The organism is Luteococcus struthionis (genome assembly GCF_048595755.1).
Classification (GTDB): Bacteria; Actinomycetota; Actinomycetes; order Propionibacteriales; family Propionibacteriaceae; genus Luteococcus.
Genome location: NZ_CP184360.1, coordinates 3,106,064 through 3,127,771, shown reverse-complemented (window position 1 = coordinate 3,127,771; position 21,708 = coordinate 3,106,064). Strand labels below are relative to the sequence as shown.

The 21,708-nt window shown below is 68.0% G+C and carries 20 protein-coding genes; 14 read left to right on the top strand and 6 right to left on the bottom strand.

Annotation, left to right across the window (positions count from 1 at the left end):
* Positions 1-2: 2 nt before the first annotated feature.
* Positions 3-1,073, top strand: a complete 1,071-nt coding sequence (locus ACOAMO_RS14565; RefSeq protein WP_420175456.1) for a GNAT family N-acetyltransferase — start codon at positions 3-5, stop codon at positions 1,071-1,073.
* A 4-nt stretch (positions 1,074-1,077) separates the two neighbouring features.
* Here ACOAMO_RS14565 and ACOAMO_RS14560 read toward each other — a convergent pair whose 3' ends face one another.
* Positions 1,078-1,971 (bottom strand): LysR family transcriptional regulator, encoded by an 894-nt coding sequence (locus ACOAMO_RS14560; RefSeq protein WP_420175455.1) that lies wholly within the window; start codon positions 1,969-1,971, stop codon positions 1,078-1,080.
* Between the two features lie 69 nt (positions 1,972-2,040).
* On the opposite strand from ACOAMO_RS14560, the gene ACOAMO_RS14555 reads away from it, so the two are divergent.
* Genes ACOAMO_RS14555 through ACOAMO_RS14530 form a run of 6 tightly spaced genes read left to right on the top strand, consistent with a single transcriptional unit; the run spans position 2,041 to position 6,550 of the window.
* Positions 2,041-3,024: a YeiH family protein gene (locus tag ACOAMO_RS14555; RefSeq protein ID WP_420175454.1), complete on the top strand. Its 984-nt coding sequence runs from the start codon at positions 2,041-2,043 to the stop codon at positions 3,022-3,024.
* 53 nt (positions 3,025-3,077) lie between these two features.
* On the top strand, positions 3,078-3,935 hold the full coding sequence (locus ACOAMO_RS14550) for an acyl-CoA thioesterase (RefSeq protein WP_420175453.1): 858 nt from the start codon (positions 3,078-3,080) through the stop codon (positions 3,933-3,935).
* Between the two features lie 35 nt (positions 3,936-3,970).
* The gene (locus ACOAMO_RS14545; protein ID WP_420175452.1) at positions 3,971-4,399 is read left to right on the top strand and encodes an ATP-binding cassette domain-containing protein; all 429 of its coding nucleotides are present in this window, start codon (positions 3,971-3,973) and stop codon (positions 4,397-4,399) included.
* Complete coding sequence (locus ACOAMO_RS14540) at positions 4,348-4,728, top strand: ATP-binding cassette domain-containing protein (RefSeq protein WP_420177065.1); 381 nt, start codon at positions 4,348-4,350, stop codon at positions 4,726-4,728. Before ACOAMO_RS14545 ends, ACOAMO_RS14540 begins: the two co-directional genes overlap by 52 nt.
* 53 nt (positions 4,729-4,781) lie before the next feature.
* Positions 4,782-5,936, top strand: coding sequence for a DUF7224 domain-containing protein (locus ACOAMO_RS14535; RefSeq protein ID WP_420175451.1), 1,155 nt, complete (start codon positions 4,782-4,784; stop codon positions 5,934-5,936).
* Positions 5,933-6,550: a hypothetical protein gene (locus tag ACOAMO_RS14530; RefSeq protein WP_420175450.1), complete on the top strand. Its 618-nt coding sequence runs from the start codon at positions 5,933-5,935 to the stop codon at positions 6,548-6,550. The genes ACOAMO_RS14535 and ACOAMO_RS14530 overlap by 4 nt, the downstream gene beginning before the upstream one ends.
* Positions 6,551-6,667: 117 nt before the next feature.
* Here the strand turns inward: ACOAMO_RS14530 and ACOAMO_RS14525 are convergent, their stop codons facing one another.
* Both ACOAMO_RS14525 and ACOAMO_RS14520 read right to left on the bottom strand, forming a co-directional pair.
* A complete protein-coding gene (locus ACOAMO_RS14525) occupies positions 6,668-7,585 on the bottom strand; it encodes a sigma-70 family RNA polymerase sigma factor (protein ID WP_420175449.1) in 918 nt (305 codons plus the stop codon).
* Positions 7,586-7,796: 211 nt separating this feature from the next.
* Positions 7,797-9,935, bottom strand: coding sequence for a S9 family peptidase (locus tag ACOAMO_RS14520; RefSeq protein ID WP_420175448.1), 2,139 nt, complete (start codon positions 9,933-9,935; stop codon positions 7,797-7,799).
* A gap of 165 nt (positions 9,936-10,100) precedes the next feature.
* Here ACOAMO_RS14520 and ACOAMO_RS14515 point away from each other — a divergent pair, with 165 nt between their 5' ends.
* Both ACOAMO_RS14515 and ACOAMO_RS14510 read left to right on the top strand, forming a co-directional pair.
* Positions 10,101-11,516: an RNA polymerase sigma factor gene (locus tag ACOAMO_RS14515; protein WP_420175447.1), complete on the top strand. Its 1,416-nt coding sequence runs from the start codon at positions 10,101-10,103 to the stop codon at positions 11,514-11,516.
* Between the two features lie 91 nt (positions 11,517-11,607).
* Complete coding sequence (locus ACOAMO_RS14510; RefSeq protein WP_420175446.1) at positions 11,608-12,126, top strand: GNAT family N-acetyltransferase; 519 nt, start codon at positions 11,608-11,610, stop codon at positions 12,124-12,126.
* A gap of 15 nt (positions 12,127-12,141) precedes the next feature.
* Here ACOAMO_RS14510 and ACOAMO_RS14505 read toward each other — a convergent pair whose 3' ends face one another.
* Positions 12,142-13,554, bottom strand: a complete 1,413-nt coding sequence (locus ACOAMO_RS14505; RefSeq protein WP_420175445.1) for an FUSC family protein — start codon at positions 13,552-13,554, stop codon at positions 12,142-12,144.
* Between the two features lie 123 nt (positions 13,555-13,677).
* Here ACOAMO_RS14505 and ACOAMO_RS14500 point away from each other — a divergent pair, with 123 nt between their 5' ends.
* Complete coding sequence (locus tag ACOAMO_RS14500; protein ID WP_420175444.1) at positions 13,678-14,721, top strand: glutathione S-transferase family protein; 1,044 nt, start codon at positions 13,678-13,680, stop codon at positions 14,719-14,721.
* A 151-nt stretch (positions 14,722-14,872) separates the two neighbouring features.
* Here the strand turns inward: ACOAMO_RS14500 and ACOAMO_RS14495 are convergent, their stop codons facing one another.
* Positions 14,873-15,409 (bottom strand): NUDIX domain-containing protein, encoded by a 537-nt coding sequence (locus tag ACOAMO_RS14495; RefSeq protein ID WP_420175443.1) that lies wholly within the window; start codon positions 15,407-15,409, stop codon positions 14,873-14,875.
* A 67-nt stretch (positions 15,410-15,476) separates the two neighbouring features.
* Here ACOAMO_RS14495 and ACOAMO_RS14490 point away from each other — a divergent pair, with 67 nt between their 5' ends.
* The 3 genes from ACOAMO_RS14490 to ACOAMO_RS14480 all read left to right on the top strand — a co-directional run bounded on the left by ACOAMO_RS14490 (position 15,477) and on the right by ACOAMO_RS14480 (position 19,058).
* Positions 15,477-16,493 carry an LLM class flavin-dependent oxidoreductase gene (locus ACOAMO_RS14490; RefSeq protein WP_420175442.1) on the top strand — a complete coding sequence of 339 codons (1,017 nt, stop codon included), beginning with the start codon at positions 15,477-15,479 and terminating at the stop codon, positions 16,491-16,493.
* A gap of 223 nt (positions 16,494-16,716) precedes the next feature.
* Positions 16,717-18,873 (top strand): carbon starvation CstA family protein, encoded by a 2,157-nt coding sequence (locus ACOAMO_RS14485; protein ID WP_420177064.1) that lies wholly within the window; start codon positions 16,717-16,719, stop codon positions 18,871-18,873.
* Positions 18,870-19,058 (top strand): CstA-like transporter-associated (seleno)protein, encoded by a 189-nt coding sequence (locus ACOAMO_RS14480; RefSeq protein WP_420175441.1) that lies wholly within the window; start codon positions 18,870-18,872, stop codon positions 19,056-19,058. Before ACOAMO_RS14485 ends, ACOAMO_RS14480 begins: the two co-directional genes overlap by 4 nt.
* A 157-nt stretch (positions 19,059-19,215) precedes the next feature.
* Here the strand turns inward: ACOAMO_RS14480 and ACOAMO_RS14475 are convergent, their stop codons facing one another.
* Entirely contained in the window at positions 19,216-19,413 is a 198-nt protein-coding gene (locus tag ACOAMO_RS14475) for a DUF7455 domain-containing protein (protein ID WP_420175440.1), read from the bottom strand.
* Positions 19,414-19,587: 174 nt separating this feature from the next.
* On the opposite strand from ACOAMO_RS14475, the gene ACOAMO_RS14470 reads away from it, so the two are divergent.
* Complete coding sequence (locus tag ACOAMO_RS14470) at positions 19,588-21,684, top strand: DNA gyrase/topoisomerase IV subunit B (protein ID WP_420175439.1); 2,097 nt, start codon at positions 19,588-19,590, stop codon at positions 21,682-21,684.
* The last annotated feature ends 24 nt before the right edge of the window (positions 21,685-21,708 follow it).

The following is a 21,708-nucleotide window of genomic DNA, read 5'->3' as shown; positions in this document are numbered from 1 at the left end:
TGGTGAGTGCAGGGCGCGGCCTGCAGGTGGAGCTGGCCGGGCCCGACGACGCCGCGGACCTGGCGGCGATCTATGCCAGCGACGACGGCTTCCCCGGCCGCATTGCGGTCAGCTTTCGCCGGGGGAGCAATCCACTGGCCTCCCTGGGGCAGGAGGGGGATCGAGTGGTGGTTCCGCTGGTGCGGGAGGCGGCCTCCGGTTCGCCGGTGGGGATGGGGGCCTGCGTCATCCGGCCCAGCGTGGTGGCTGGAAGGATGGTCACCGTCGGCTACCTGACGGGGCTGAAGGTGGTCCCACGCTTTCGACGCAGTCCGTTGGCCCTGGCCGCCATGCCCGCGATGTACGGCTTCCTGCAGCGCCAGGTTCCCGAGGTGGAGCTGTTCACCACCACCATCCTCGACGAGAACCGCGCGGCGATCACCCTGTTGGAGAAGGGCCATCGCGGGATGCCTGAGTACCGCCGGGTGGGCCATGTCACCACCTGTGCCCTGCACCGCCACTGGCGCCCACCCGAATTGCGTCAGGACCGGTTGAGACTGGTCCGTGGCTCGCTCGAGGAGTTGTTGGCGGCCCGTGAACACGACGGGTTGGCAGACCTGGCCCTGCTCACCGCACCACCGGCCCTGGGCGGGCAAGACGCGTGGTTGCTGCGCGATCGTCGAGGCGGGGCGCTGGCCGGTTGCGCGGTGTGGGACCAGCGTCACCACAAGCAGCACGTGGTGACGAGCTATTCTTCTGCGATGTCGCTGGCCCGTCGACTGCCGATGCACCTGGTGGACCTGCCCCGGATGCCCCGGCCGGGCGCCGTGGCCGATGAGGCAGCCATCTGCCTGCCCTGGGCTCGCGGAGGGGATCCGGGCTTGCTGAGTACCCTGCTGCGTGGCGTCGGCTGGAGAGAGAGCCACCGCGACTACCTGCTGGTGGCCGCGCTGGACGATTCGCCGCTGGGTCGGGCCCTGCAGGCGGAGCGCGCGATCCGCTACGGCAGCCGGCTCTACACCGTGCACTTTCCCGACTCACCGCAGCACACGCTGCGGCCCATGACCACCGACGTCGAGGTGGGGTTGCTGTGAGCGATCAGGTGCCCTCGGCGGCGACCCGCACCAATTCCCGCGCCAGTGGCTCCGGGGAGCGGCCCATCCAGATGGCCCGCAGCTGACGTGCCAGCACTTGGGGTTCGGCCAGCTCGACTCGACGCACCCGCCCTTGTGCGAGCGCATTCTTCACCGCCAGCTCGCTGAGCACCGCGGGCCCGGCGCCCGCGGCACAGGCGCCCAGCACCGCGGTGTTGCTGCTCAGCACCAGACTCGGCGCCGCCACGCGCGTCCCTGCCAGGCCGGCGTCCAGTGTCTCCCGGGTGCCTGAGCCCACCTCGCGCACCACCAGCGAGGTTGCGGCGAGCTCGTCCAGCGGCAGGGGGCGTCGGCGACGGGCCCAGCGGTGCTGGGGGTCGACGACGACGCACAGCCGGTCGGTGTGCACGGTGCGCGCGGTGATCCCCGCGGGCAGGTCGGGCGTCTCGATGAAGCCCAGCGAGACCTGGTGGGTGAGCACCTGCGCGATGACGGTGCTCGAATTGGTGACATTCATGTGCCACTCGGCGCGGGGATCCACTTGGTGCAGCCGGGCCAGCCAGATCGGCGCCAGGTATTCGGCGATGGTCTGGCTCGCGGCAAATTCCATCTGGCGGGTGAGTGGAGTGGCCAGCGCCTGCACCTCCTCCTGGTAGGCGGCGGCCTGGTGGAGCAGTGGTCTTCCCAACTCGACCATCCGCTCACCGACGGGGGAGAGCACCGATCCGGTGTGGCTGCGCACCAGCAGCGAGAGCCCCAGACGTCGCTCCAGACGGGCGACGGCCCTGCTGGCATTGGGCTGGGCGATACCCAGTTCGCGTGCGGCGGCGGTGAGGCTGCCGGTGCGGCCAGTGGCGGCCAGCAGTTCGAGCACGCCCAGTTCGGGCCATCTGGTCATGCTCACATGATATGACCCGATGTCAGCTGCGTTCTTCCCAGCGTCGCCCCCCGTCAGCAGGATTGACGGGTGAAACGATCTTCCTCCCTGCTGCCCGGGTTGTTGCTGTGTGCCGCCGGTGCTGCCGCCGCCGTCCTGGTGAACCGCGCGGTGCCCACCCTGAGCGCCCTGCTGGTGGCCATCCTGCTGGGCGTGGCCGTCACGAACCTGGTGAGCCTGCCAACCATCTTCGCCCCAGGCGTCGCCTGCAGTGCCAAACGCGTGTTGCGCATCGGCATCGTGCTGCTGGGCTTGCAGCTGGTACTGGGCGACGTGCTGCGGCTTGGGGCGGGCATGATCGCGGTGGTGGTGGCCGTGGTGGCCGGTGGCATCCTCGGGAGCCTGGCGTTGGGCCGGTTGCTGGGGGTGCGGGCCTCACAGCGTCTGTTGATCGCCTCGGGATTTTCCATCTGTGGTGCCGCAGCGGTGGCGGGCGTGAACAGCGTGGTGGAGGCCGAGGAGGACGACGTGGCCACCGCCATCGCCCTGGTGGTGCTCTACGGAACACTGATGATTCCCACGGTGCCGTTGCTGGTCCACCTGTTCGGCCTGGCGGAGCTGCCCGCTGGGCTGTGGGCTGGAGCCTCGATCCACGAGGTGGCGCAGGTGGTCGCGGCGGGAGCGGCCTTGGGCCCGGCGTCGTTGAAGGTGGCCGTCGTGGTGAAGCTGGCGCGGGTGCTGATGCTGGCGCCGGTGGTGGTGGTGATCGGCTGGCGGATGCGTCGCCACCACAGCGTCGAGGCAGGCGGCCACCGCCCACCCCTGGTGCCGCTGTTCGTGCTGGGTTTCGTGCTGATGGTGGCAGTGGCCTCACTGCACCTGGTTCCCGCGGCCTGGTTGCCGGTGGTCAAGACCGTGCAGACCGGCCTACTGGCGGCGGCCATGTTCGCGCTGGGGCTGGGCGTGAAGGTGCGCCAGCTATTGGGCGTGGGGCCGCGGCCCTTCCTGCTGGGCCTGCTGAGCACGGTCTGGGTGGCCGGGTTGGCGCTCTCGGGCGTACTGCTGGTCAGCTGACCCTGGCATCTCAGGAACACTCGGAGCCGGTCTGGCAGTGGTAGGAATGTCTCGTGCCACAGACCACCGAAGAACTGATGACCCTGCTGGACCTCGAGGAGATCGAGATCGGTCTCTACCGGGGCGCCCAGCCGCAGACCAAGCTGCAGCGCACCTATGGCGGGCAGGTGCTGGGCCAGTCGTTGATGGCCGCCTACCGCACCGCGGGTGAGGACCGGATGTGTCATTCGCTGCACGCCTACTTCCTGCGCGGCGGCATGCCCGACAAGCCGATCATCTACGACGTCGAGAATGTCCGCGATGGCGGGAGTTTCTCCTCTCGACGTGTGGTTGCGCGTCAGGGTGGGAATCGTATCTTCACCATGAATGCCAACTTCCACGTGGCCGAAGGGGGCCTGGACCACTCCGACCCCATGCCGCCCAATGTGCCTGCACCCGAGGACTGCCCCTCGCTGTCGAAGCTGATGCAAGAGCGTTTTGGCGCCAGCTCGGAGTACTTCAGCGAATGGGACGCGCTCGACGTGCGGTTCGCCGGCGACTCCGGTGCCTCGAAGGCGATCGAGGCGGGCGCCCACCAGGCCCACATGCGGGTCTGGGTGCGCACCACCACCCCCTTGCCCGACGACCAGCGGTTGCACCAGGCCGTCCTGGCCTACCTCAGCGACATCACCCTGCTGAGCGTGTCCACCGTCCCGCATCCCGTCGTCTTCCTGTCGCCCGGAATGCAGATCGCCTCCATCGACCACGCCATGTGGTTCCATCGGCCGGTGCGCGCCGACGAGTGGGTGCTCTACGACCAGGTCTCGCCGTCGGCCAGCAACGCGCTGGGCTTCTCGACGGGCCGACTGGTGCAAGGCAATGCGCTGGTCGCCTCCTGCAGCCAAGAGGGCATGATCCGGGTGGTGGAGTAGGTCTTGGGCCCGATGGTCGATGGTGGCTCGTACTGATGATTGAGTGTCGAGGTGTCTCGTTTTCCTATGGGCGCCGTGCTCGGCCTGTCTTTGAGGGTTTTGACTGGGCCACGAACAATGGCGTGACGTTCCTATTGGGGCCGAATGGTGCCGGCAAGTCGACATTGATGAAGCTCTTGATTGGGGCCCTCGAACCTCAGGACGGTCAGATCCTCTTGGACGGGCGCGTGCGCCCGTCCAAGAGGAAGGCTGGTCGGGAGTGGCGTCGCCGGATTGGCTGGGTTCCGCAGCAGGCCGAGCAGGTTGCTGGGCTCACGGTGTTGGAGCAGGTTGCCTACTGCGGATGGCTCAAGGGCCTCGGCCGGGCTGAGGCCGTGCGCCGAGCGGGTGAAGCCATCGAGCGGGTGAAGCCATCGAGCGGGTTGATCTGTCGTCGAAGGCATCGGAGCGCGCCACGGCGTTGAGTGGTGGCCAGGCACGGCGCATGGCGATCGCCTCGGCGCTGGTGCACGACAGTTCTGTCGTCTTGTTGGACGAGCCCACCGCGGGGCTCGATCCGGTGCAGCGGGATCGCCTCCACGCCGTGATTGCCCGGCAGACGGAGATCGACTGGGTGATCTCCACCCATCAGACCGAGGATCTGGCGGTGCGGGCCACGAGCATCCAGGTGCTTGATCGGGGTGAGCTGGTCTTCGGTGGAAGTCCCGCCGAGTTCTTGCAGCGCGGTGCTGACGGTGAGGGTGGCGGCTCTGCTCTGCGGGCGTATCGCTCGATTGTCGGGGAGGTCGAGTGAGCTTCCTGCGCAGGGAATCCACCGGGTTCGCCCTGCTCGCTGGTGTGGCAGTGTTGTCCGTTCTGCTCCGTTCGTCGAACTTGGGGTGGCCCACCATCCGCACGTGGCACAGCGCCCTGCTGAACCTGTCGTCGGCCTTCACCTTGCTGCCGTCTGCCTTGATGGCGTGGGCTGCGTGGCGTTCTCATCGCTGGAAGCGTCTGGGCCAGTCCCTGTCGGTGAGTGTGCGTCCGGTCACGCAGCTGCTGTTGGATTGGTACTCGCCTGGTCTTCTCGCCGTGGTTCTGGCGCCCTTGGTTGCGCTGTTGTGGATGGGCAGCCAGTCGCACGGATTGCCGCGCCCCGAGGAGCTCTTGCTGCTGCCTGCAACGGTGGCGCAACTGGCGGTGTGGGTGCTCGCCGGTGCCGTCCTGGGAGCCTTGCTGCCGGTGGCACTGAGCGTGCCGTTCAGCATGTTGATCCCCTTCGTCGTGGTGGCTTACCCCCCAGCCCTGACCTCCTTCGTCCCCCGGCATGTCCTGGGCCTGCATGGTTCATGCTGCCAGCTGGACCGGGTGGCGCCGATAGGCATCCTGCTGGCACCGCTGGTCTTCTACGCGCTGGTGGCGGGCCTGCTGTGGTGGGTCTTGACGCGTCCCCGCTGGTGGCGCCTGCTGCTGGTCGCGGTGGGCATCGCGCTGGTCTGGAGGGCGGTGGTCCCGCTGGTCGAGACGGTCGACGACCCTGATGGCACCCTTCCCCGCGACCGCGCCGAACAGGTCTGCACCGGAGCCGATCCCCGTGTCTGTCTGTGGCCAGAGCAAGAGTTCGCACGTGAACAGATCACGGCCGTCACGCACACGGTGGCAAACACGTTGCGCACTGCCGGCGTCCCAGTGCCGGACGAGATGTCTGCCGATTCCCGGGCTCACTGGTTCTACGGCGCCGGTGCTCGTTCCGACGATCCTCGCCTGGTGCGTGTCGCGGTCACATCCGGTGCCGCCAGTGTTCCGATGCCTGCCTGCGCCCGAACCAATCCGTGGCCCATGCAGCAGGCCCTGGACGACTTGGCGACGTGGATCTGGCTTCGCTCCGACTTCCCTGCCGAGGCGGTCTCACCGAGTCCTCGCCTGCGCAGTGTCCTGGCACGGCCCACCGCTGATCAGCAGCAGTGGTTCCGCACGACGATGGCCCTGCGCAGCCGCTGCGGAGTCGAGCCTCCGACGTGAGCGGCCTGTCGAACTGGCATCTCCACGCCAAGACGCATCGCTGGACCCACGCCCTTGTCGCCCTGGCCCTGCTGCATCTGGCGGCGTTGCTGCTGTCGAGCCGACTGCTGCCCATGATCGGTTTGGTCGGTCTTCAACTGGTTCCCCTGGTCAGTGTGTGTGGGGTGGCCACCTCGCCGCTGCTGGCCTGGGCGCTGCAACCACGACTCTCACACGAGGCCCTCTCAAGCCGCCCCCTGCCGGTGGCGCACCTGGGCTTCGCCGTCGCGGCAGTGGTCCTGCCGGCGCTGGTCGTCAGCCTCGCCACGGACCCGACACTGATGTATGCCCGGTCCGTCATCGCGGCCACGGGCCTGACCGCATTCGCCCTCATCCTCGGCGCGGGAGCTCTCTCCTCGGTACCCATCGTGGCCATCTTCGTGACGTCGGTCACCCTTGCCCGCGTCGCGCCCGGAGTGGCGTACTGGGGATTCCTCGTCCTGCCGGGCGATGCACGCACATGGATCCTCCCCACACTCCTGGCCCTGCTCCCCGCACTCGGCTCCATCGCGGCGACGATGCGTGCCCGCCCCGGGAAGCGCAGAGGCGGCCTCCCGCCAGCAGGGCGGCGTTGATCTGCCAGCAGGAGATGACGGCCACTCCGAAAGCAAACGCGCCGCTCACCCGTAGGTGAGCGGCGCGCAAGCGAAAGGCTCAGGAATCGCGGGTCCCGGCCCGGGGCAATCAGGCCATCAGGCAGCGTCGCGCAGCTGGGCCAGCGCATTGCGCTCGATCTGGCGCACCCGCTCGGCGGTGATGCCCCAGACGGCGCCGATGTCGGCCAGCTTCGCCTGGCGGCCGTCGGCCAGCCCGTAACGACGACGCACCACGTCGGCGGAGCGCTCGTCCAGGCCGTCCAGCATGTCCTCCAGGGCCTGACGGTCCTCGGCGTCCAGCACCATCTCGTCCGGGCCGGGGGCGGTCTCCTTGGCGATCAGGTCACCCAGCGAGGTGTCGCCGGACTCCTCAACGGGGGCGTCCAGGCTGATGTGTTCCCGGCTGTAGCGGATCAGGTCGACGACCCGGTCGTGCTCCAGCCCCAGCTCGTCGGCGATCTCGGCCACCTCGGGCTCGCGGCCCAGCTGGCGCTCCAGGTTGCGGCGCACCGCGTTCACCTGGTTCACCTGTTCGGCCACGTGCACCGGCAGGCGCACGATGCGTCCCTGCTGGGCGATGCCGCGGCTGATGGACTGACGCACCCACCACGTGGCATAGGTGGAGAACTTGAAGCCCTTGGTGTAGTCGAACTTCTCGACCGCGCGGATCAGCCCGGTGTTGCCCTCCTGCACCAGGTCGAGCAGCGGCATCTGGGCCCGGCTGAACTTGCGTGCCACCGAGACCACCAGGCGCAGGTTGGCCTGGACGAAGCGCTGCATCGCAGCCTCCCCCTCGGCGGCGATCAGCTCGAGTTCCTCGGTGCTCACCTTCTTGCGGGTCTTCTCCTCACCGTCGAGGAGTTTGCGTGCATAGAGCCCCAGCTCGATGGTGCGCGCCAGATACACCTCGTCCTCTGCCGTGAGCAGGGGAGTGCGCGCGATCGACTCGAGGTACAGACCCACGGAATCCTTGCCGTCGATGCCCTCGATGCTGCGAATGCGTCGGGAATCCATCTCCAATGACCACCTTTCAGCGTTCTTCACCTAGGACAACGCACGAAGGTTCCAAAACGATCCACCAGATCGCGCAAAGTGCTCGAATCACGCTCTGAGCGGACAAGGCCAGCCCATGGTCGCAGCTGGAAAGCCTGGCGGGTCAGGGAAAACCCTGACCCGCCAGGGCGTCGTGCGGCGCGAGTGAAGGCTCCCGGGACGGGCCGTCGCCTCAGTCGGTGATCTGGTCGATGAGCCAGGCCAGCTCGAAGGCCTGCTCCCGCCAGCTGGCGTAGCGGCCGCTGACCCCGCCGTGCCCGGCGACCATCTCGGTGCGCAGCAGCACCTGGCGATCGGGGTCGGGCTGCACCACCTCGCGCAACCGTGCCACCCACTTGGCAGGTTCCACGTAGAGCACGCGGGTGTCGTTGAGGCTCGTGGTGGCCAGGATGGCGGGGTAGCGCTGTGGCTCGATGTTCTCGTACGGCGAGTACGACTTCATGCACGCATAGACCTCGGCATCCTCGATCGGATTGCCCCACTCCTCCCACTCCACCACGGTGAGCGGGAGTTCGGGCATGAGGATGCTGGTGAGGGGATCCACGAAGGGGACTGCTGCGTGCACGGCCCGGAACAGGTCTGGTGCCAGGTTGACCGAGGCGCCCATCAGCAGGCCACCGGCGCTGCCTCCCTCGGCGGCGAGGCGCTCCGGATTGGCCCATCCCTGATCCACCAGGTGCCGCCCACAGGCGACGAAGTCGCTGAAGGAGTTGGGCTTGGTCAACTGCATCCCACCCTCGTACCAGGCGCGGCCCAGTTCGCCGCCACCGCGCACATGGGCGATGGCGTAGACGATGCCGCGCTGCAGCAGGCTCAGCCGCATCGTCGAGAAGCGCGGCGGTGCAGAGATCTCGTAGGCGCCATAGCCGTAGAGCAGGCACGGTGCGCTGCCGTCGGGGGCAATGTCCTTGTGGTGCACCAGGCTGATCGGGATCCGTGTCCCGTCCTCGGCGGTGGCCCACAGCCGCTCCATGCGGTAGTCCTCGCGGCGATAGGGGCCGTGCACGGGGTGGTCCAGCACCGGCGTCTGCTTGAGCAGGGAGGTCTGGCGGCTCTCCAGGTCGAGTTCCAGCACGGAGGCGGGGGTCACCAACGAGGTGTAGTGCAGCCGCGTGGTGGTGCTGCCCCAGTCGGGCTCGTCGTAGGCGGCCACCTCGTGGATCGGCTCGTCGAAGTCCACCCACTGCAGCTCGCCCCAGCCGTCACCCTCGCGCGCGATCACACCCACCGCGCTCAGGGCGTCTCGTCGGCCGGTGACCACCGCATGTCCGGCGTAGGCGCTCACCCCGTCGAGCCGCACACCCTCACTGCCGGGAACCACGTCCTGCCAGTGGTCGGCGCCGGGGCTGTGGAGCGGGGCCGTCGCCAGGCTGAAGTCCTTGCAGTCCCGGTTGTGCAGCACCAAGACCTGCTCGCCGGCCAGCTCGACGCCGTACTCCACGCCCTCGACGCGACCGGCGACGCTCTGCGGCCGCGCCTGCGGGTCGTCGACGCGCATCAGCCAGCACTCGCTGGTGAGCTTGGAGCCGGCCATCAGCACCAGGTGGCTGCGGTCGCGTGATTCGTCGACTCCCAGCCAGAAACGGTCGTCGTCCTCCTGCAGCAGCAGTTCGTCCTCGACGGGATCGGTCTGGATCCGGTGGCGCCACACCTGGTGGGGGCGCCACGCCTCGTCGACGCGGGTGTAGACCAAGTGGTCATTGCCTGCCCAGCACAGCCCGTGGGCAAGGTCCTCGTGGATCGGCCCGAAGTCCCGGCCCGATTCCAGGTCGCGCACATAGCTCGAGTAGCGCTCGTCGCCACGGTGGTCCACCGACCAGGCCAGCAGCCGGCCATTGGGGGAGACGCTGAAACCGCCCAGCGAGAAGAAGTCCTGGCCCTGGGCCTCCACATTGCCGTCCAGCAAGACCTGTTCGCCGGCATTGACCGTGCTGGGGTCGGGCCGCTGGCCGGTGGTGTCGGCCACGCGGCAACGGATCGGGTAGTCCTGGCCCTCGACGGTGCGCGAGTAGTACCACCAGCTGCTGGTCGTGCCGCCGTCGGTGTGGGTGGCCCGGGCCGGCACGCCAAGATCGGTCTGCTGGGTGCGGGCCGCCATGTCGTCGTAGATCTCCTGGCGCAGCCCCTCGAGGTGGGCGGTCTGCGCCTGGGTCCAGTCGTTCTCGGCCTCCAGATGGGCGATGACCTCGGGAGACTGCTTGTCGCGCAACCATTCGTAGTCGTCGACGAAGTCGTCGCCGTGGAAGCTCCGGGTGACGGGGCGACGGGCGGCGACGGGGGCGCTGCTTGCTGGGGAGTCCGGGCTGGGCATGGACCCACCCTAGTAGGGGCAGTGGCAGGCAGTTCCTGGCACTGCGTTTGGTTGCCGGAGGTCTGCGTGCCAGAATGAACCCGGGAGTACTCTTGACTTTCACCGGCCTGAGCACGCCCTGAAATGACACGCCCCATACGTATTGCCCTGAACCGGAGCATGTCCATGGCAAACCGTACCCGCGGTTGCGGTGCGGAGAGCTTTCCCGGACTCCCGAGAGGATCCTTTGTGACGCCCACTTCTTCCAAGAAGGCCACCGACGACGCCGAGGCCACCACGGCCAAGAAGGCGCCGGCCCGCAAGACGGCGGCCCGCAAGACCACCGCGAGCAAGACCACCGCTGCCGCGTCGAAGACCACCAAGGCCGCTGCCAAGCGAACCACCAAGCGCGCGGCCAAGAAGGCTGCCCCGGCGGAGGAGACCGTGACCATCGCGGGCGCGGCCACCGGCGAGAGCCTCGAGGTGCAGGTCAAGCGCGACGGCGACGACGTCGTGCTCACCGTCGGCGGCAAGAAGCGCACCCTGGACGACGTCGACGAGAAGGACTTCAAGCCCGAGGAGACGGCCAAGGAGGAGAAGGAGCTCGTCGAGGAGTCGAAGGGCTTCGTCGTCAGCGACAACGACGACACCGACGAGCCCGAGCAGCAGGTCATGGTGGCCGGCGCCACCGCCGACCCCGTCAAGGACTACCTGAAGCAGATCGGCAAGGTTGCCCTGCTGAATGCCGAGATGGAGGTGGAACTGGCCAAGCGCATCGAGGCTGGCCTGTTCGCCGACGAGCAGCTGAACGACGAGGCCACTCGCGCCAAGCTCAAGCCCGCCGTCATCGACGACTACGAGTGGATCGCCGAGGACGGCCGCCGCGCCAAGAACCACCTGCTGGAGGCCAACCTGCGTCTGGTGGTCTCGCTGGCCAAGCGCTACACCGGCCGCGGCATGCTCTTCCTGGACCTGATCCAGGAGGGCAACCTGGGTTTGATCCGCGCCGTGGAGAAGTTCGACTACTCCAAGGGCTACAAGTTCTCCACCTACGCCACCTGGTGGATCAAGCAGGCCATCACCCGCGCCATGGCCGACCAGGCCCGCACCATCCGCATCCCGGTGCACATGGTGGAGGTCATCAACAAGCTGGCCCGCGTGCAGCGCCAGATGCTGCAGGACCTGGGTCGGGAGCCAACCCCGGAGGAGCTGGCCAAGGAACTCGACATGACCCCGGAGAAGGTCGTCGAGGTGCAGAAGTACGGCCGCGAGCCGATCTCGCTGCACACTCCGCTGGGCGAGGACGGCGACTCCGAGTTCGGCGACCTGATCGAGGACTCCGAGGCGATCGTCCCGGCCGACGCGGTGAACTTCACCCTGCTGCAGGAGCAGCTGCACGACGTGCTCGACACGCTGTCCGAGCGTGAGGCCGGCGTGGTCAGCATGCGCTTCGGCCTCACCGACGGCCAGCCCAAGACCCTCGACGAGATCGGCAAGGTCTACGGCGTCACCCGTGAGCGCATCCGCCAGATCGAGAGCAAGACGATGAGCAAGCTGCGTCACCCGTCGCGCTCGCAGGTGCTGCGCGACTACCTCGACTGAGGTCGAGGCCCCGAGCTCGTGAGAACGGCCACCCGGTTGATCCGGGTGGCCGTTTTCCCTGTCCGGGGCGTGGCTCGCTAGCATCACCGCCATGTCGAAGACGCCCTACCGCATCAAGCGTGCCGAACACCCTGCCGAGCTCCAAGGGGCCGTTGCCGCCCAGGCCCAGGCGTGGGACCAGTCCTACCGGGGCCTGCTGGCAGACCAGCTGATCGAGGCGCGGTTGCACGAGGGCGCCCAGGCCAAGCGGGCCATGGACTGGGCGCTGGCCAGTCAGGAGGGCATCTGGTTCTGGGTGCTGATGGATTCGCGGGATGGTCGCATCGTGGGCGTCGCCAATGCCTGCCCCCGTCGCGAGCTCGACGGCCCCGAGTTGCTGGAGCTGGCCCAGCTCTACCTCACCGACGAGGTGAAGGGCACCGGCGCGGGCGATCGCCTGCTCGAGATGGCCATCGGCGACATGGACGCCTACCTGTGGGTGCTGGAGGGCAATGAGCGCGCCATCGCCTTCTACCGCCGCAACGGCTTCGAGCTGGACGGCGCCAGCCGCCACAGCCAGGAGTTCGACGCGACCGAGCTGCGCATGGTCCGTCACACCGACGAGGACTGACCAGCACCGGAGGGCTCAGCGGCGCCTTCGGCGGCTTGCCTTCTGGTCTTCCAGACGGGCGAGCGTCTCCGCGTCCAGCCGGGGCAGCTGCTGGGTGGTCTCGTCGTCGTCCATGAAGTCGACGACCGGCTGTGGGGCCTGCGGCCGTCGCAGCTGGCGGGCGCGCATCCGGGAGTGTCGGAAGCGATCCACGGTGGTGGTGCGGGGGCCGATCTGGCCCTGCGGCAGGCGCCTTCCCAGCTGCGATGCCTTCCAGCGTTCGCGCACCCGGACCCGGGCATCGATGTCGAGTTGGGCGAGCACCTGGTCCAGGGACGACAGCACGCTGGCGGTCAGCTGCCACTCCTCGTCGAAGGTGTCCGCGGCGGCCATCAATTCCGCGATCGCGGCCCGGGCATCGCGGAGCTGGCGGTAGTTGACGACGAAGGCCTTCTGGGCGGCCTCCTCGTTGCCATTGGCCTCGGCCTCCACCATGGTCCCGAAGGCATCCAGACAGTCGCCCAGCCGACGCAGCATCATCGCGACGACGTGCTGGATGTCGGCGTCGAAGGGCTGTTGGCCTGCGTGGGGCCCCGCCGAGGGGTGCGTGGGCGGGGGAGCGTGGCGCTCCATCTCCAGGAAGATCGCGCGCAGGCTCAGCAGGCAGCTCTCCAGCGAGTTCAGTCCGCTGACCAGGATGGGCGAGATGTCGGCCACGCCCACCGCGCGGGAATTGAACTTGCGCACGTCCGTCAGGCGGCTGACCTGGCTGTGCGCTGAGCTGATGCGGGTGGTGAGGCCTCGGGCCTCGTCGATCCACGAGGAGACCATGGGACGAGAGATGGTCTGGTTCTCCATGGCCTCGGCGGCGCGCTCCAGCAGGGCCTTCTGGTCGGCGGCCACCCGTCGCACCGACGAGGCGGCCGATCGCAGGGGCACCGCGGGCGGGAAGACGAGGGGGAAGACCACGCCCACCAGCGTTCCGATCAGGGTGGCCACCACTCGGGTCTCGGCGGCCACGTCGGTGCCCTGCCCAAGGATCAACATGGCGGAGATGGGCATTTCCAGCGCGGAATCGCCCAGTCGCAGCACACGTGCCAGGAACAGGGCGCTGAAGATCACCATCCCCAGGCTCCACCAATGCATGCCGAACAAGTAGGTGGTGCCCAGGGCCAACCCGACGCCGGAGGTGACCGCGACCACGCGCAGGGCACCCTTCTTGAAGGTGCGGGCGGCGCTGGCCTGCATCACCAGCAGTGCGGTCAGCGAGCTGGTCAGGTCCATCGGGCCATCGACCAGGGCTCGGGTGAGGAGGTGAGCGAGCACCGACGCGATGGTCAGCTTGCCCATGTTCCCCAGCGCCGGCACCAGGCGCGCCACGGTCTCGCGTCGCCCCACGGGCCGGGTGGGCCATAGGGCGTCGAGGAGGCGGGCGAGGAGTTTCTGCATCGCCCTCCATTTTAGGGATTGCCTGCTGTGGCGAGGGTGTGGGGCAGCTGTTGGTTCGGTGAGGGTTCCGCCCCGTCCCCGACGGCTCTTGGAGGGAGGACCTTTCGAGGCTATACTAGTTGAATGGTCAACAAAGAGCTTCCGGAGCACAGCACGGGCGGGGTCTACTCATCGAAGGGCAAGCCCTTCGAACGCGACACCCGCTACATCACCACGCGCATCAAGGCAGAGGTCCTGCCGGGTGAGGACGCCGTGCCGGTGGAGGCGGGGCGCTTTCGTCTGGTCGCGGCGCGGGCCTGCCCATGGGCCAATCGCACGCTGATCGTGCGTCGCCTGCTGGGGCTCGAGGACGCCATCAGCCTGGGACTGCCCGGCCCCACCCACGACGCTGACTCGTGGACCTTCGACCTGGACCCCGGGGGAGTCGACCCGGTGCTGGGCATCCCCAGGATCAAGGACGCCTACCTCAAGCGTGACCCCGACTACCCCCGCGGCATCACGGTGCCGGTGCTCGTCGACACCGTCAGCGGAGCCGTGGTCACCAATGACTATGCGCAGATGACGCTGGACTTCTCCACCGAGTGGACCGAGCACCATCGCGAGGGCGCTCCCGACCTCTACCCCGAGCACCTGCGGCAGGAGATGGACGAGGTGATGCAGCGCATCTTCACCGAGGTCAACAATGGTGTCTACCGCTGCGGCTTCGCCGGATCCCAGGAAGCCTATGACTCCGCCTACCAGCGGCTGTGGACCGCGCTGGACTGGCTCGAGGAACGGCTCGCGGAGCGTCGCTACCTGATGGGGGAGAGCATCACCGAGGCCGACGTGCGGCTGTTCACCACGCTGGTGCGCTTCGATGCCGTCTACCACGGGCACTTCAAGTGCAACCGCAACAAGCTGGCCGAGATGCCGGTGCTGTGGGCCTATGCCCGTGACCTCTTCCAGACCCCGGGCTTTGGCGACACCGTGGACTTCCAGCAGATCAAGCAGCACTACTACGTGGTGCACACCGACCTGAACCCGCTGTCCATCGTGCCCCAGGGGCCAGACCTGAGCGGGTGGCTCACCCCGCACGGGCGTGAGGCGCTGGGAGGCCGTCCCTTCGGCGACGGCACCGCGCCCGAACCAGTCCGCGCGGACGAGCGTGTGCCGCATGAACTGAGGTGACCAGCGCCCCGCTGCCCGCCCTTCGCGCTGCAATCAGAGAGCTGAGAGGCCTTCATTGCCATGGTGGCAATGAAGGCCTCTCAGCTCTCTAGTTGCAGCAGACACCTCGGTGGGGCGATGTCAGTTCCCCGGTTGTCAGGGGATCTGGTTGTCAGTGGACCCGGTCCAGTTCCAGCGCTGCGAACATCAAGGCGGCGATCGACTCCCCGTCGGCGATCCTGCCGTCGCGCACTCGCTGCATCACCTCGGCCCAGGGCAGGGCCTCGGCGGAGGTGATGCCCTCGGCATCCTGCTCCGCCAGTCCGTCGGCGGGGGACAGGCCGGTGGCGAGGAAGACGTGCTCGGGGGCGACAGCCACGCCGTTGAGGGCATTCATGCCCCCGATGCGACGCCAGTGCTCGGCCTGCAGGCCGGTCTCCTCGGCGAGCTCGCGCTGCGCCGCGACCAGCGGATCCTGCCCGTCGGTGCCACCGGCTGGAAGCTCCAGCGAGCTCCCGGTGGTGTGGCGGTCGACGGTGACCATCCACACCCGGTCATCGTCGGTGAGCGCCACGACGAAAACCGCCTCGTGCTGCACCCCGATCACCCCGAAGATGCCGGGACTGCCGTCGGGGCGGACCACCTGGTCCTCCCGGACGCTGATCCAGGGATTGGAGTAGACGACCTTGCTGCTGGTGACTGGCCACATGCCCCCCAGCCTGCCAGCAAGGCCCTGACGACAGGAATAGTCCGTTGCCGGGCACGGTTGTACCGGCATGAGCACCCCCATCCCGTTGAGCGTCCTGGACCTGGTCACCGTCACCGAGGGGTCCGACACCCCGAGCGCCCTGCAGCGCTCCATCTCCCTGGTCAAGGCCGCCGAGGAGCAGGGCTACCAGCGCTTCTGGGTGGCCGAACACCACAACATGCCCGCCGTGGCTTCCACCAGCCCGCCGGTGATCATCGCCGCCCTGGGCGCCCACACCGAACGCATCCGCGTCGGCTCGGGTGGGGTGATGCTGCCCAACCACGCGCCCTACGTGGTGGCCGAACAGTTCGCCCTGCTGGAGGGGCTGTACCCGGGCAGGATCGATCTGGGCATCGGGCGAGCTCCTGGCACCGACCAGCGCACCGCCTCGGCCCTGCGTCGTGACCCGGACGCGCTGGGCGTCAAGGAGTTCCCGCACCACGTGCTGGAGGTGATGAGCTGGCTGGGCGACAACCGCCTCGAGGAACCGCTGTCCGCCTCCCTGGCCGCCACCCCGGCCGCCCGCAGCCACCCCGAGGTGTGGTTGTTGGGCAGCTCGGCCTACTCGGCCCAGCTCGCCGGCATGCTCGGCCTGCGCTACTGCTATGCGCACCACTTCGGCCAGATGGACGAGGAAGCGGTGATGGAGGCCTATCGCAGCCGCTTCGAGCCGTCCGCGGCCCTGTCCGAGCCGCACGCCATGATCTGCACCTCGGTGATCACCGCCCCCACCGACGAGCAGGCGCAGTACCTGGCCGGCCCCGCCAAGCACATGGCGTTGGCGCTGCGCACCAATCGGCTCGCCCCGGTGATCTCTCCCGAGACGGCGGCCGAGCGCGGGCTCTCGCCGCTGGACGAGCAGATGATGGGTCACCTGCCGGCCACCAAGTTCGTCGGCACGCCCGAGGCGGTGCGTCCCCAGCTGCAGTCGCTGCTGGATCGCACCGGGGTGCAGGAACTGATGCTGGCCGCCACCACCTATGACGTGCAGACCCGCATCGACACGCTGGCCGACGTGGCCGCCATGGGATTGACCGGCAACTGAGACACCGGCGCGGGGTGCCGGGGCTGGTCATACTCTCCGGGGGTCATTGATGACCACACGAAGGATTACCGTGTCCAGTTCCGCACCCTCCGCCCCGGATTCCCGCAGATTGCGGGCCAACCCAGACCTTCCTCCCGTCGGCGTCGACGAGTCACATCGACTGACGGGCAAGGAGAAGATCATCTTCGGCGCGATCGCCATCGTGGCCGCGGTCGCCTGGTTCATGATCGCCGTCCAGCGCGGCGAGAGCGTCAGCGCGGCATGGTTCGTGTTGGCAGCGGTGGGCAGCTATGTGCTGGCGCTGCGTTTCTACGGCAAGTTGATCGAGCGCAAGATCCACAAGCCCGACGACTCCCGCGCCACCCCGGCCGAGGAATTCGCCAATGGCAAGGACTTCATGCCCACCAACCGGGTGGTGCTCTTCGGGCACCACTTCGCGGCCATCGCGGGCGCCGGACCGCTGGTGGGGCCGGTGCTCGCCTCCCAGATGGGCTATCTGCCCGGCACGCTGTGGATCGTCTTCGGCGTGATCCTGGCCGGCGCGGTGCAGGACTACATGGTGCTGCACCTGTCGATCCGACGCCGCGGACGGTCGCTGGGGCAGATGGCCAAGGACGAGCTGGGCACCGTCGGAGGCTGGTTCGCCATCATCGGGGTGACCACCATCATGATCATCCTGATCGCGGTGCTCGCCATCGTGATCATCGGTGCCCTGGCCGCCAGCCCGTGGGGCGTCTTCTCGATCGCCATGACCATCCCGATCGCCCTGCTGATGGGCATCTACATGCGCTACATCCGGCCGGGAGCCGTGGGTGAGACCTCGCTGATCGGCATCGTGCTGTTGGTGGCCGCCATCGCCGCCGGCTCCTGGGTGAGCACCCATCCCACGCTGGCCGACTGGTTCACCCTGACCCCGGTGCAGCTGGCCTATGCCATCGCCATCTACGGCTTCTTCGCCGCCGTGCTGCCCGTCTGGCTGCTGCTGGCGCCGCGCGACTACCTCAGCACCTTCATGAAGGTGGGCACCATCGTCTTCCTGGCGCTCGCCATCCTGGTGGTGCTGCCGGTGATGAGCATGCCGGCGGTCACGCAGTTCGCCCACACCGGCACCGGCCCGGCCTTCGCCGGCAACCTGTTCCCCTTCCTGTTCATCACCATCGCCTGTGGCGCGCTGAGTGGCTTCCATGCCCTGATCAGCTCGGGCACCACGCCCAAGATGATCCAGAAGGAGTCGCAGGCCCGCATCATCGGCTACGGCGGCATGCTCACCGAGAGCTTCGTCGCGATGGCCGCGTTGATCACCGCCTGCGTCATCGACCAGCACATGTACTTCGGCATGAATGCCCCGCTGGGGTTGACCGGTGGCACTCCCGAGACGGTCGCCAAGTACACCAACGAACTCGGCCTGGTCTCGCCCGGAGGCCAGCCGCTGCCCGACGCCACCCCGCAGATGTTCACCCAGGCCGCCCACGAGGTGGGGGAGCAGAGCATCATCAGCCGCACCGGTGGCGCACCGACGCTGGCCTTCGGTATGGCCCAGATCTTCGGCCAGATCCCGGTGATCGGCGCCGCCAAGGCCTTCTGGTACCACTTCGCCGTCATGTTCGAGGCGCTGTTCATTCTCACCACCATTGACGCCGGCACCCGCGTCGCACGTTTCATGATCAGCGACATGCTGGCCAACATCCCCGGCCTGAAGCGCTTCAGCGACCCGTCGTGGCGCACCGGTGCCATCATCACCACGCTGATCACCGTGGTGGCCTGGGGATCGATCGTGGTCATGGGCGTCACCGACCCGCTGGGTGGCATCAACATGCTCTACCCGCTGTTCGGCATCGCCAACCAGCTGCTGGCCGCCATCGCGCTCACCCTGGTCTTCGTGGTGGTGATGAAGAAGGGTCTGTTCAAGTGGGCCTGGATTCCCGGCCTGCCGCTGGCCTGGGACCTGTTCATCACCATGTGGGCCAGCTTCGAGAAGATCTTCAGCAGCAATGTCAAGATCGGCTACTGGGCCAACCATGCCGCCGCCAAGGCTGCCCGTGATGCAGGGGAGACCAGCTACCTGACGGCCAAGACGCCGCACGAGATCGACATGGTGATCCGCAACACCGCCGTCCAGGGCACCCTGTCGATCCTCTACGCGGTGCTGGTGCTGGCCGTGGTGGGCATCGGCGCCTGGATCAGCTGGAAGGCGTGGCGCCAGGGCGGGCTGCCCGATGCGGAGACCCCCGGCGTCCAATCCGAGATCTTCGCGCCCTCAAGCTTCATCGCAACACCCCTGGAGAAGGAGGTGCTGGCCGAATGGAAGCAGGCCGGGCTGGACCCCACCGGCGAACACCTGGACCATTCGGAGCACGCCCACAAGTTGGCGACCTCATGAGCGTGCGTGGGTTCTCGCACATGGTGCTGCGGGTGCTGCGTGGCATGAGCGGCCTGGACGCCTATGAGCGTTACCTGGCCCACCATCGTCACGCGCACCCGGAGATGCCGGCCCCCAGCCGGGGCGAGTTCTACCGCGCCAAGTGGGACCACGAGTCCACGTCGCCGACCGCCCGCTGCTGCTGAGCCGTTCGCGAGGACCGGGTCAGCCCGTTCCCGATGGCCGAGCCAGCCCGTTCTCGATGGCCGAGCCAGCCCGTTCTCGGTGGCCGAGCCTGTCGAGGCCACAGCAAAGCGCCCCCACCGAAATGGTGGGGGCGCTCGCGGCGTCTGGAGCCGCGTGTCAGGAGATCTTCGCGGTCTCGTCCTGGATCTTCAGGGCAACCTGCTGCAGCTTGTCCTGGTGTGCGCGGGCATGGTGGGCGCAGAAGAGCAGCTCACCACCCGAGGTGAGGATGACGCGCAGGTAGGCCTGGGCGCCGCAACGGTCGCAACGGTCCGTCGCGTCCAGCGAGCGGTCCTCGATGACTGTGGTGGTCACAGTGGCCTCCTAGGTTCTGCAGGCGGTGCCTGCGTTGGGCGGACGTCTGTACCAACGCCGAAGCTCGGTGCTTTGTTCCAGCTCCAGCCTATCCAGCCAGCAGGCCCCGTGGGGCAGGCACGACGACGCGGCGTGGAGACGTGATTTGTCGCAGCCGACGAGTACCCTTTCGGGGTGTCTTCCTCAACCACCAGCCAGCCCAAGAATGCCGCCCAGCCGGGGCGTGACTACGAGGCCAAGCACCTGCTCGTCCTGGAAGGACTCGAAGCGGTGCGCAAGCGCCCCGCCATGTACATCGGTTCCACCGACACCAAGGGACTGATGCACTGCCTGTGGGAGATCATCGACAACGCCATCGACGAGGCCCTCGGCGGCAGCGGCGACGCGATCGAGATCTACCTGCACGGCGACGGCTCGGTACAGGTGGACGACCACGCGCGAGGCATGCCGGTGGACATCGAACCCCGCACCGGGCTGAGCGGCGTCGAGGTGATCTTCACCAAGCTGCACGCCGGCGGCAAGTTCGGCGGCGGTGCCTACAACGCCACCGGCGGCCTGCACGGCGTCGGCGCCTCGGTCGTGAATGCGCTCAGCTCCCGGCTCGACGTGCAGGTGGACCGCGCCGGCAAGACCTACGAGATGAGCTTCCGGCGCGGCACCCCCGGCGTCTTCGACGGCGAGGGCCCCGACGCCCCCTTCACCCCGCAGAGCGGGCTGCGCATCGTGGGCAAGGCCAAGCGCGGCGTCACCGGCAGCCGCGTGCGCTACTGGCCCGATCGCCAGATCTTCCTCAAGGACGCCCAGCTCAACATCGAGTCGCTGCGGGCTCGTGCCCGGCAGTCCTCCTTCCTGGTGCCGGGGCTGAAGTTCACCGTCGCCGACCATCGCGACGGCGCCGACGACGTCGAGGTCTTCCACCACGAGGGCGGCATCAGCGAGTTCTGCGACTACCTCACTCAGGGCGCGCCGGTGACCGACGTGCTCCGGCTGCAAGGCGGGGACAAGTTCACCGAGACCGTGCCGATGCTCGACCCTGCCACCGGCTCGATGACGCCGCAGGACGTGGAGCGCGAGCTGCACGTCGACATTGCCGTGCGGTGGGCCAATTCCTACGACACGACGGTCAAGAGTTTCGTCAACATCATCGCCACGCCCAAGGGCGGCACCCACGTGCAGGGCTTCGAACGTGCCCTCACCCGCACCTTCACCAAGGCGATGGAGGGCACCCGCCTGATGAAGTCGGGTGACGAGATCATCAAGGACGACTGCCTGGAGGGCGTCACCGCGGTGGTCACGGTGCGGTTGGCAGAACCCCAGTTCGAGGGCCAGACGAAGGAGGTGCTGGGCACCCCGCCCGCCACCCGCATCGTGCAGCGCGTCGTCGAACGTGAACTGGGCGACTTCCTGGCCTCCACCAAGCCGGCCCTCAAGGCGCAGGCGCGTCAGGTGATGGAGAAGGTGATCGGGGCCTCGCGCACCCGCGTCGCCGCCCGGGCTCACAAGGAGAACCAGCGCCGCAAGAATGCGCTGGAGAGCTCGACGCTGCCGCCCAAGTTGAAGGACTGCCGCAGCAATGACGGCGAGCGCAACGAGCTGTTCATCGTCGAGGGTGACTCGGCCCTGGGGACCGCCGGCCGGGCCCGCAATTCCGAGTACCAGGCCCTGCTGCCGATCCGCGGCAAGATCCTCAACGTGCAGAAGGCCAGCGTGGGCGACATGCTCAAGAATGCCGAGTGTGCCTCCATCATCCAGGTGGTGGGCGCCGGGTCCGGCCGCACCTTCGACCTGGACCAGGCGCGCTACGGCAAGGTGATCTTCATGGCCGACGCCGACTCCGACGGCGCCCACATCCGCTGCCTGCTGGCCACGCTCTTCTTCCGGTACATGCGTCCCTTGGTGGAGGCCGGTCGGGTCTACTCCGCCGTCCCGCCGCTGCACCGTTTCGAGTTGATCAACCCCAAGCGGGGGATGGAGAAGTACATCTACACCTACTCCGACGCCGAGTACCAGCGAAAGCTTGCCGAGCTCACCAAGAAGGGCGTCAACTTCAAGGAGCCCCAGCGGTACAAGGGTCTGGGTGAGATGGACGCCGACCAGCTGCAGGAGACCACGATGGACCCCCGGCACCGCGCGCTGCGTCGCATCACCGTCGACGACGCCGAGGCCGCCGAGCGCACCTTCGAGATCCTGATGGGCAATGAGGTGGCCCCGCGCAAGGAGTTCATCGTCGAGGGCGCCTACCGCCTGGACGCGGAACAGATCGACACCTGACTCTTCCCGTCGGCCGAGCTCGTC

Excerpts from the sequence above, each read along its gene's own strand:
- ACOAMO_RS14560 (WP_420175455.1), bottom strand. The coding sequence starts at position 1,971 with ATGACCAGATGGCCCGAACTGGGCGTGCTCGAACTGCTGGCCGCCACT.
- ACOAMO_RS14545 (WP_420175452.1), top strand. The coding sequence starts at position 3,971 with ATGATTGAGTGTCGAGGTGTCTCGTTTTCCTATGGGCGCCGTGCTCGG.
- ACOAMO_RS14525 (WP_420175449.1), bottom strand. The coding sequence starts at position 7,585 with ATGGATTCCCGACGCATTCGCAGCATCGAGGGCATCGACGGCAAGGAT.
- ACOAMO_RS14520 (WP_420175448.1), bottom strand. The coding sequence starts at position 9,935 with ATGCCCAGCCCGGACTCCCCAGCAAGCAGCGCCCCCGTCGCCGCCCGT.
- ACOAMO_RS14515 (WP_420175447.1), top strand. The coding sequence starts at position 10,101 with ATGGCAAACCGTACCCGCGGTTGCGGTGCGGAGAGCTTTCCCGGACTC.
- ACOAMO_RS14510 (WP_420175446.1), top strand. The coding sequence starts at position 11,608 with ATGTCGAAGACGCCCTACCGCATCAAGCGTGCCGAACACCCTGCCGAG.
- ACOAMO_RS14505 (WP_420175445.1), bottom strand. The coding sequence starts at position 13,554 with ATGCAGAAACTCCTCGCCCGCCTCCTCGACGCCCTATGGCCCACCCGG.
- ACOAMO_RS14500 (WP_420175444.1), top strand. The coding sequence starts at position 13,678 with ATGGTCAACAAAGAGCTTCCGGAGCACAGCACGGGCGGGGTCTACTCA.
- ACOAMO_RS14495 (WP_420175443.1), bottom strand. The coding sequence starts at position 15,409 with ATGTGGCCAGTCACCAGCAGCAAGGTCGTCTACTCCAATCCCTGGATC.
- ACOAMO_RS14490 (WP_420175442.1), top strand. The coding sequence starts at position 15,477 with ATGAGCACCCCCATCCCGTTGAGCGTCCTGGACCTGGTCACCGTCACC.
- ACOAMO_RS14485 (WP_420177064.1), top strand. The coding sequence starts at position 16,717 with ATGATCGCCGTCCAGCGCGGCGAGAGCGTCAGCGCGGCATGGTTCGTG.
- ACOAMO_RS14480 (WP_420175441.1), top strand. The coding sequence starts at position 18,870 with ATGAGCGTGCGTGGGTTCTCGCACATGGTGCTGCGGGTGCTGCGTGGC.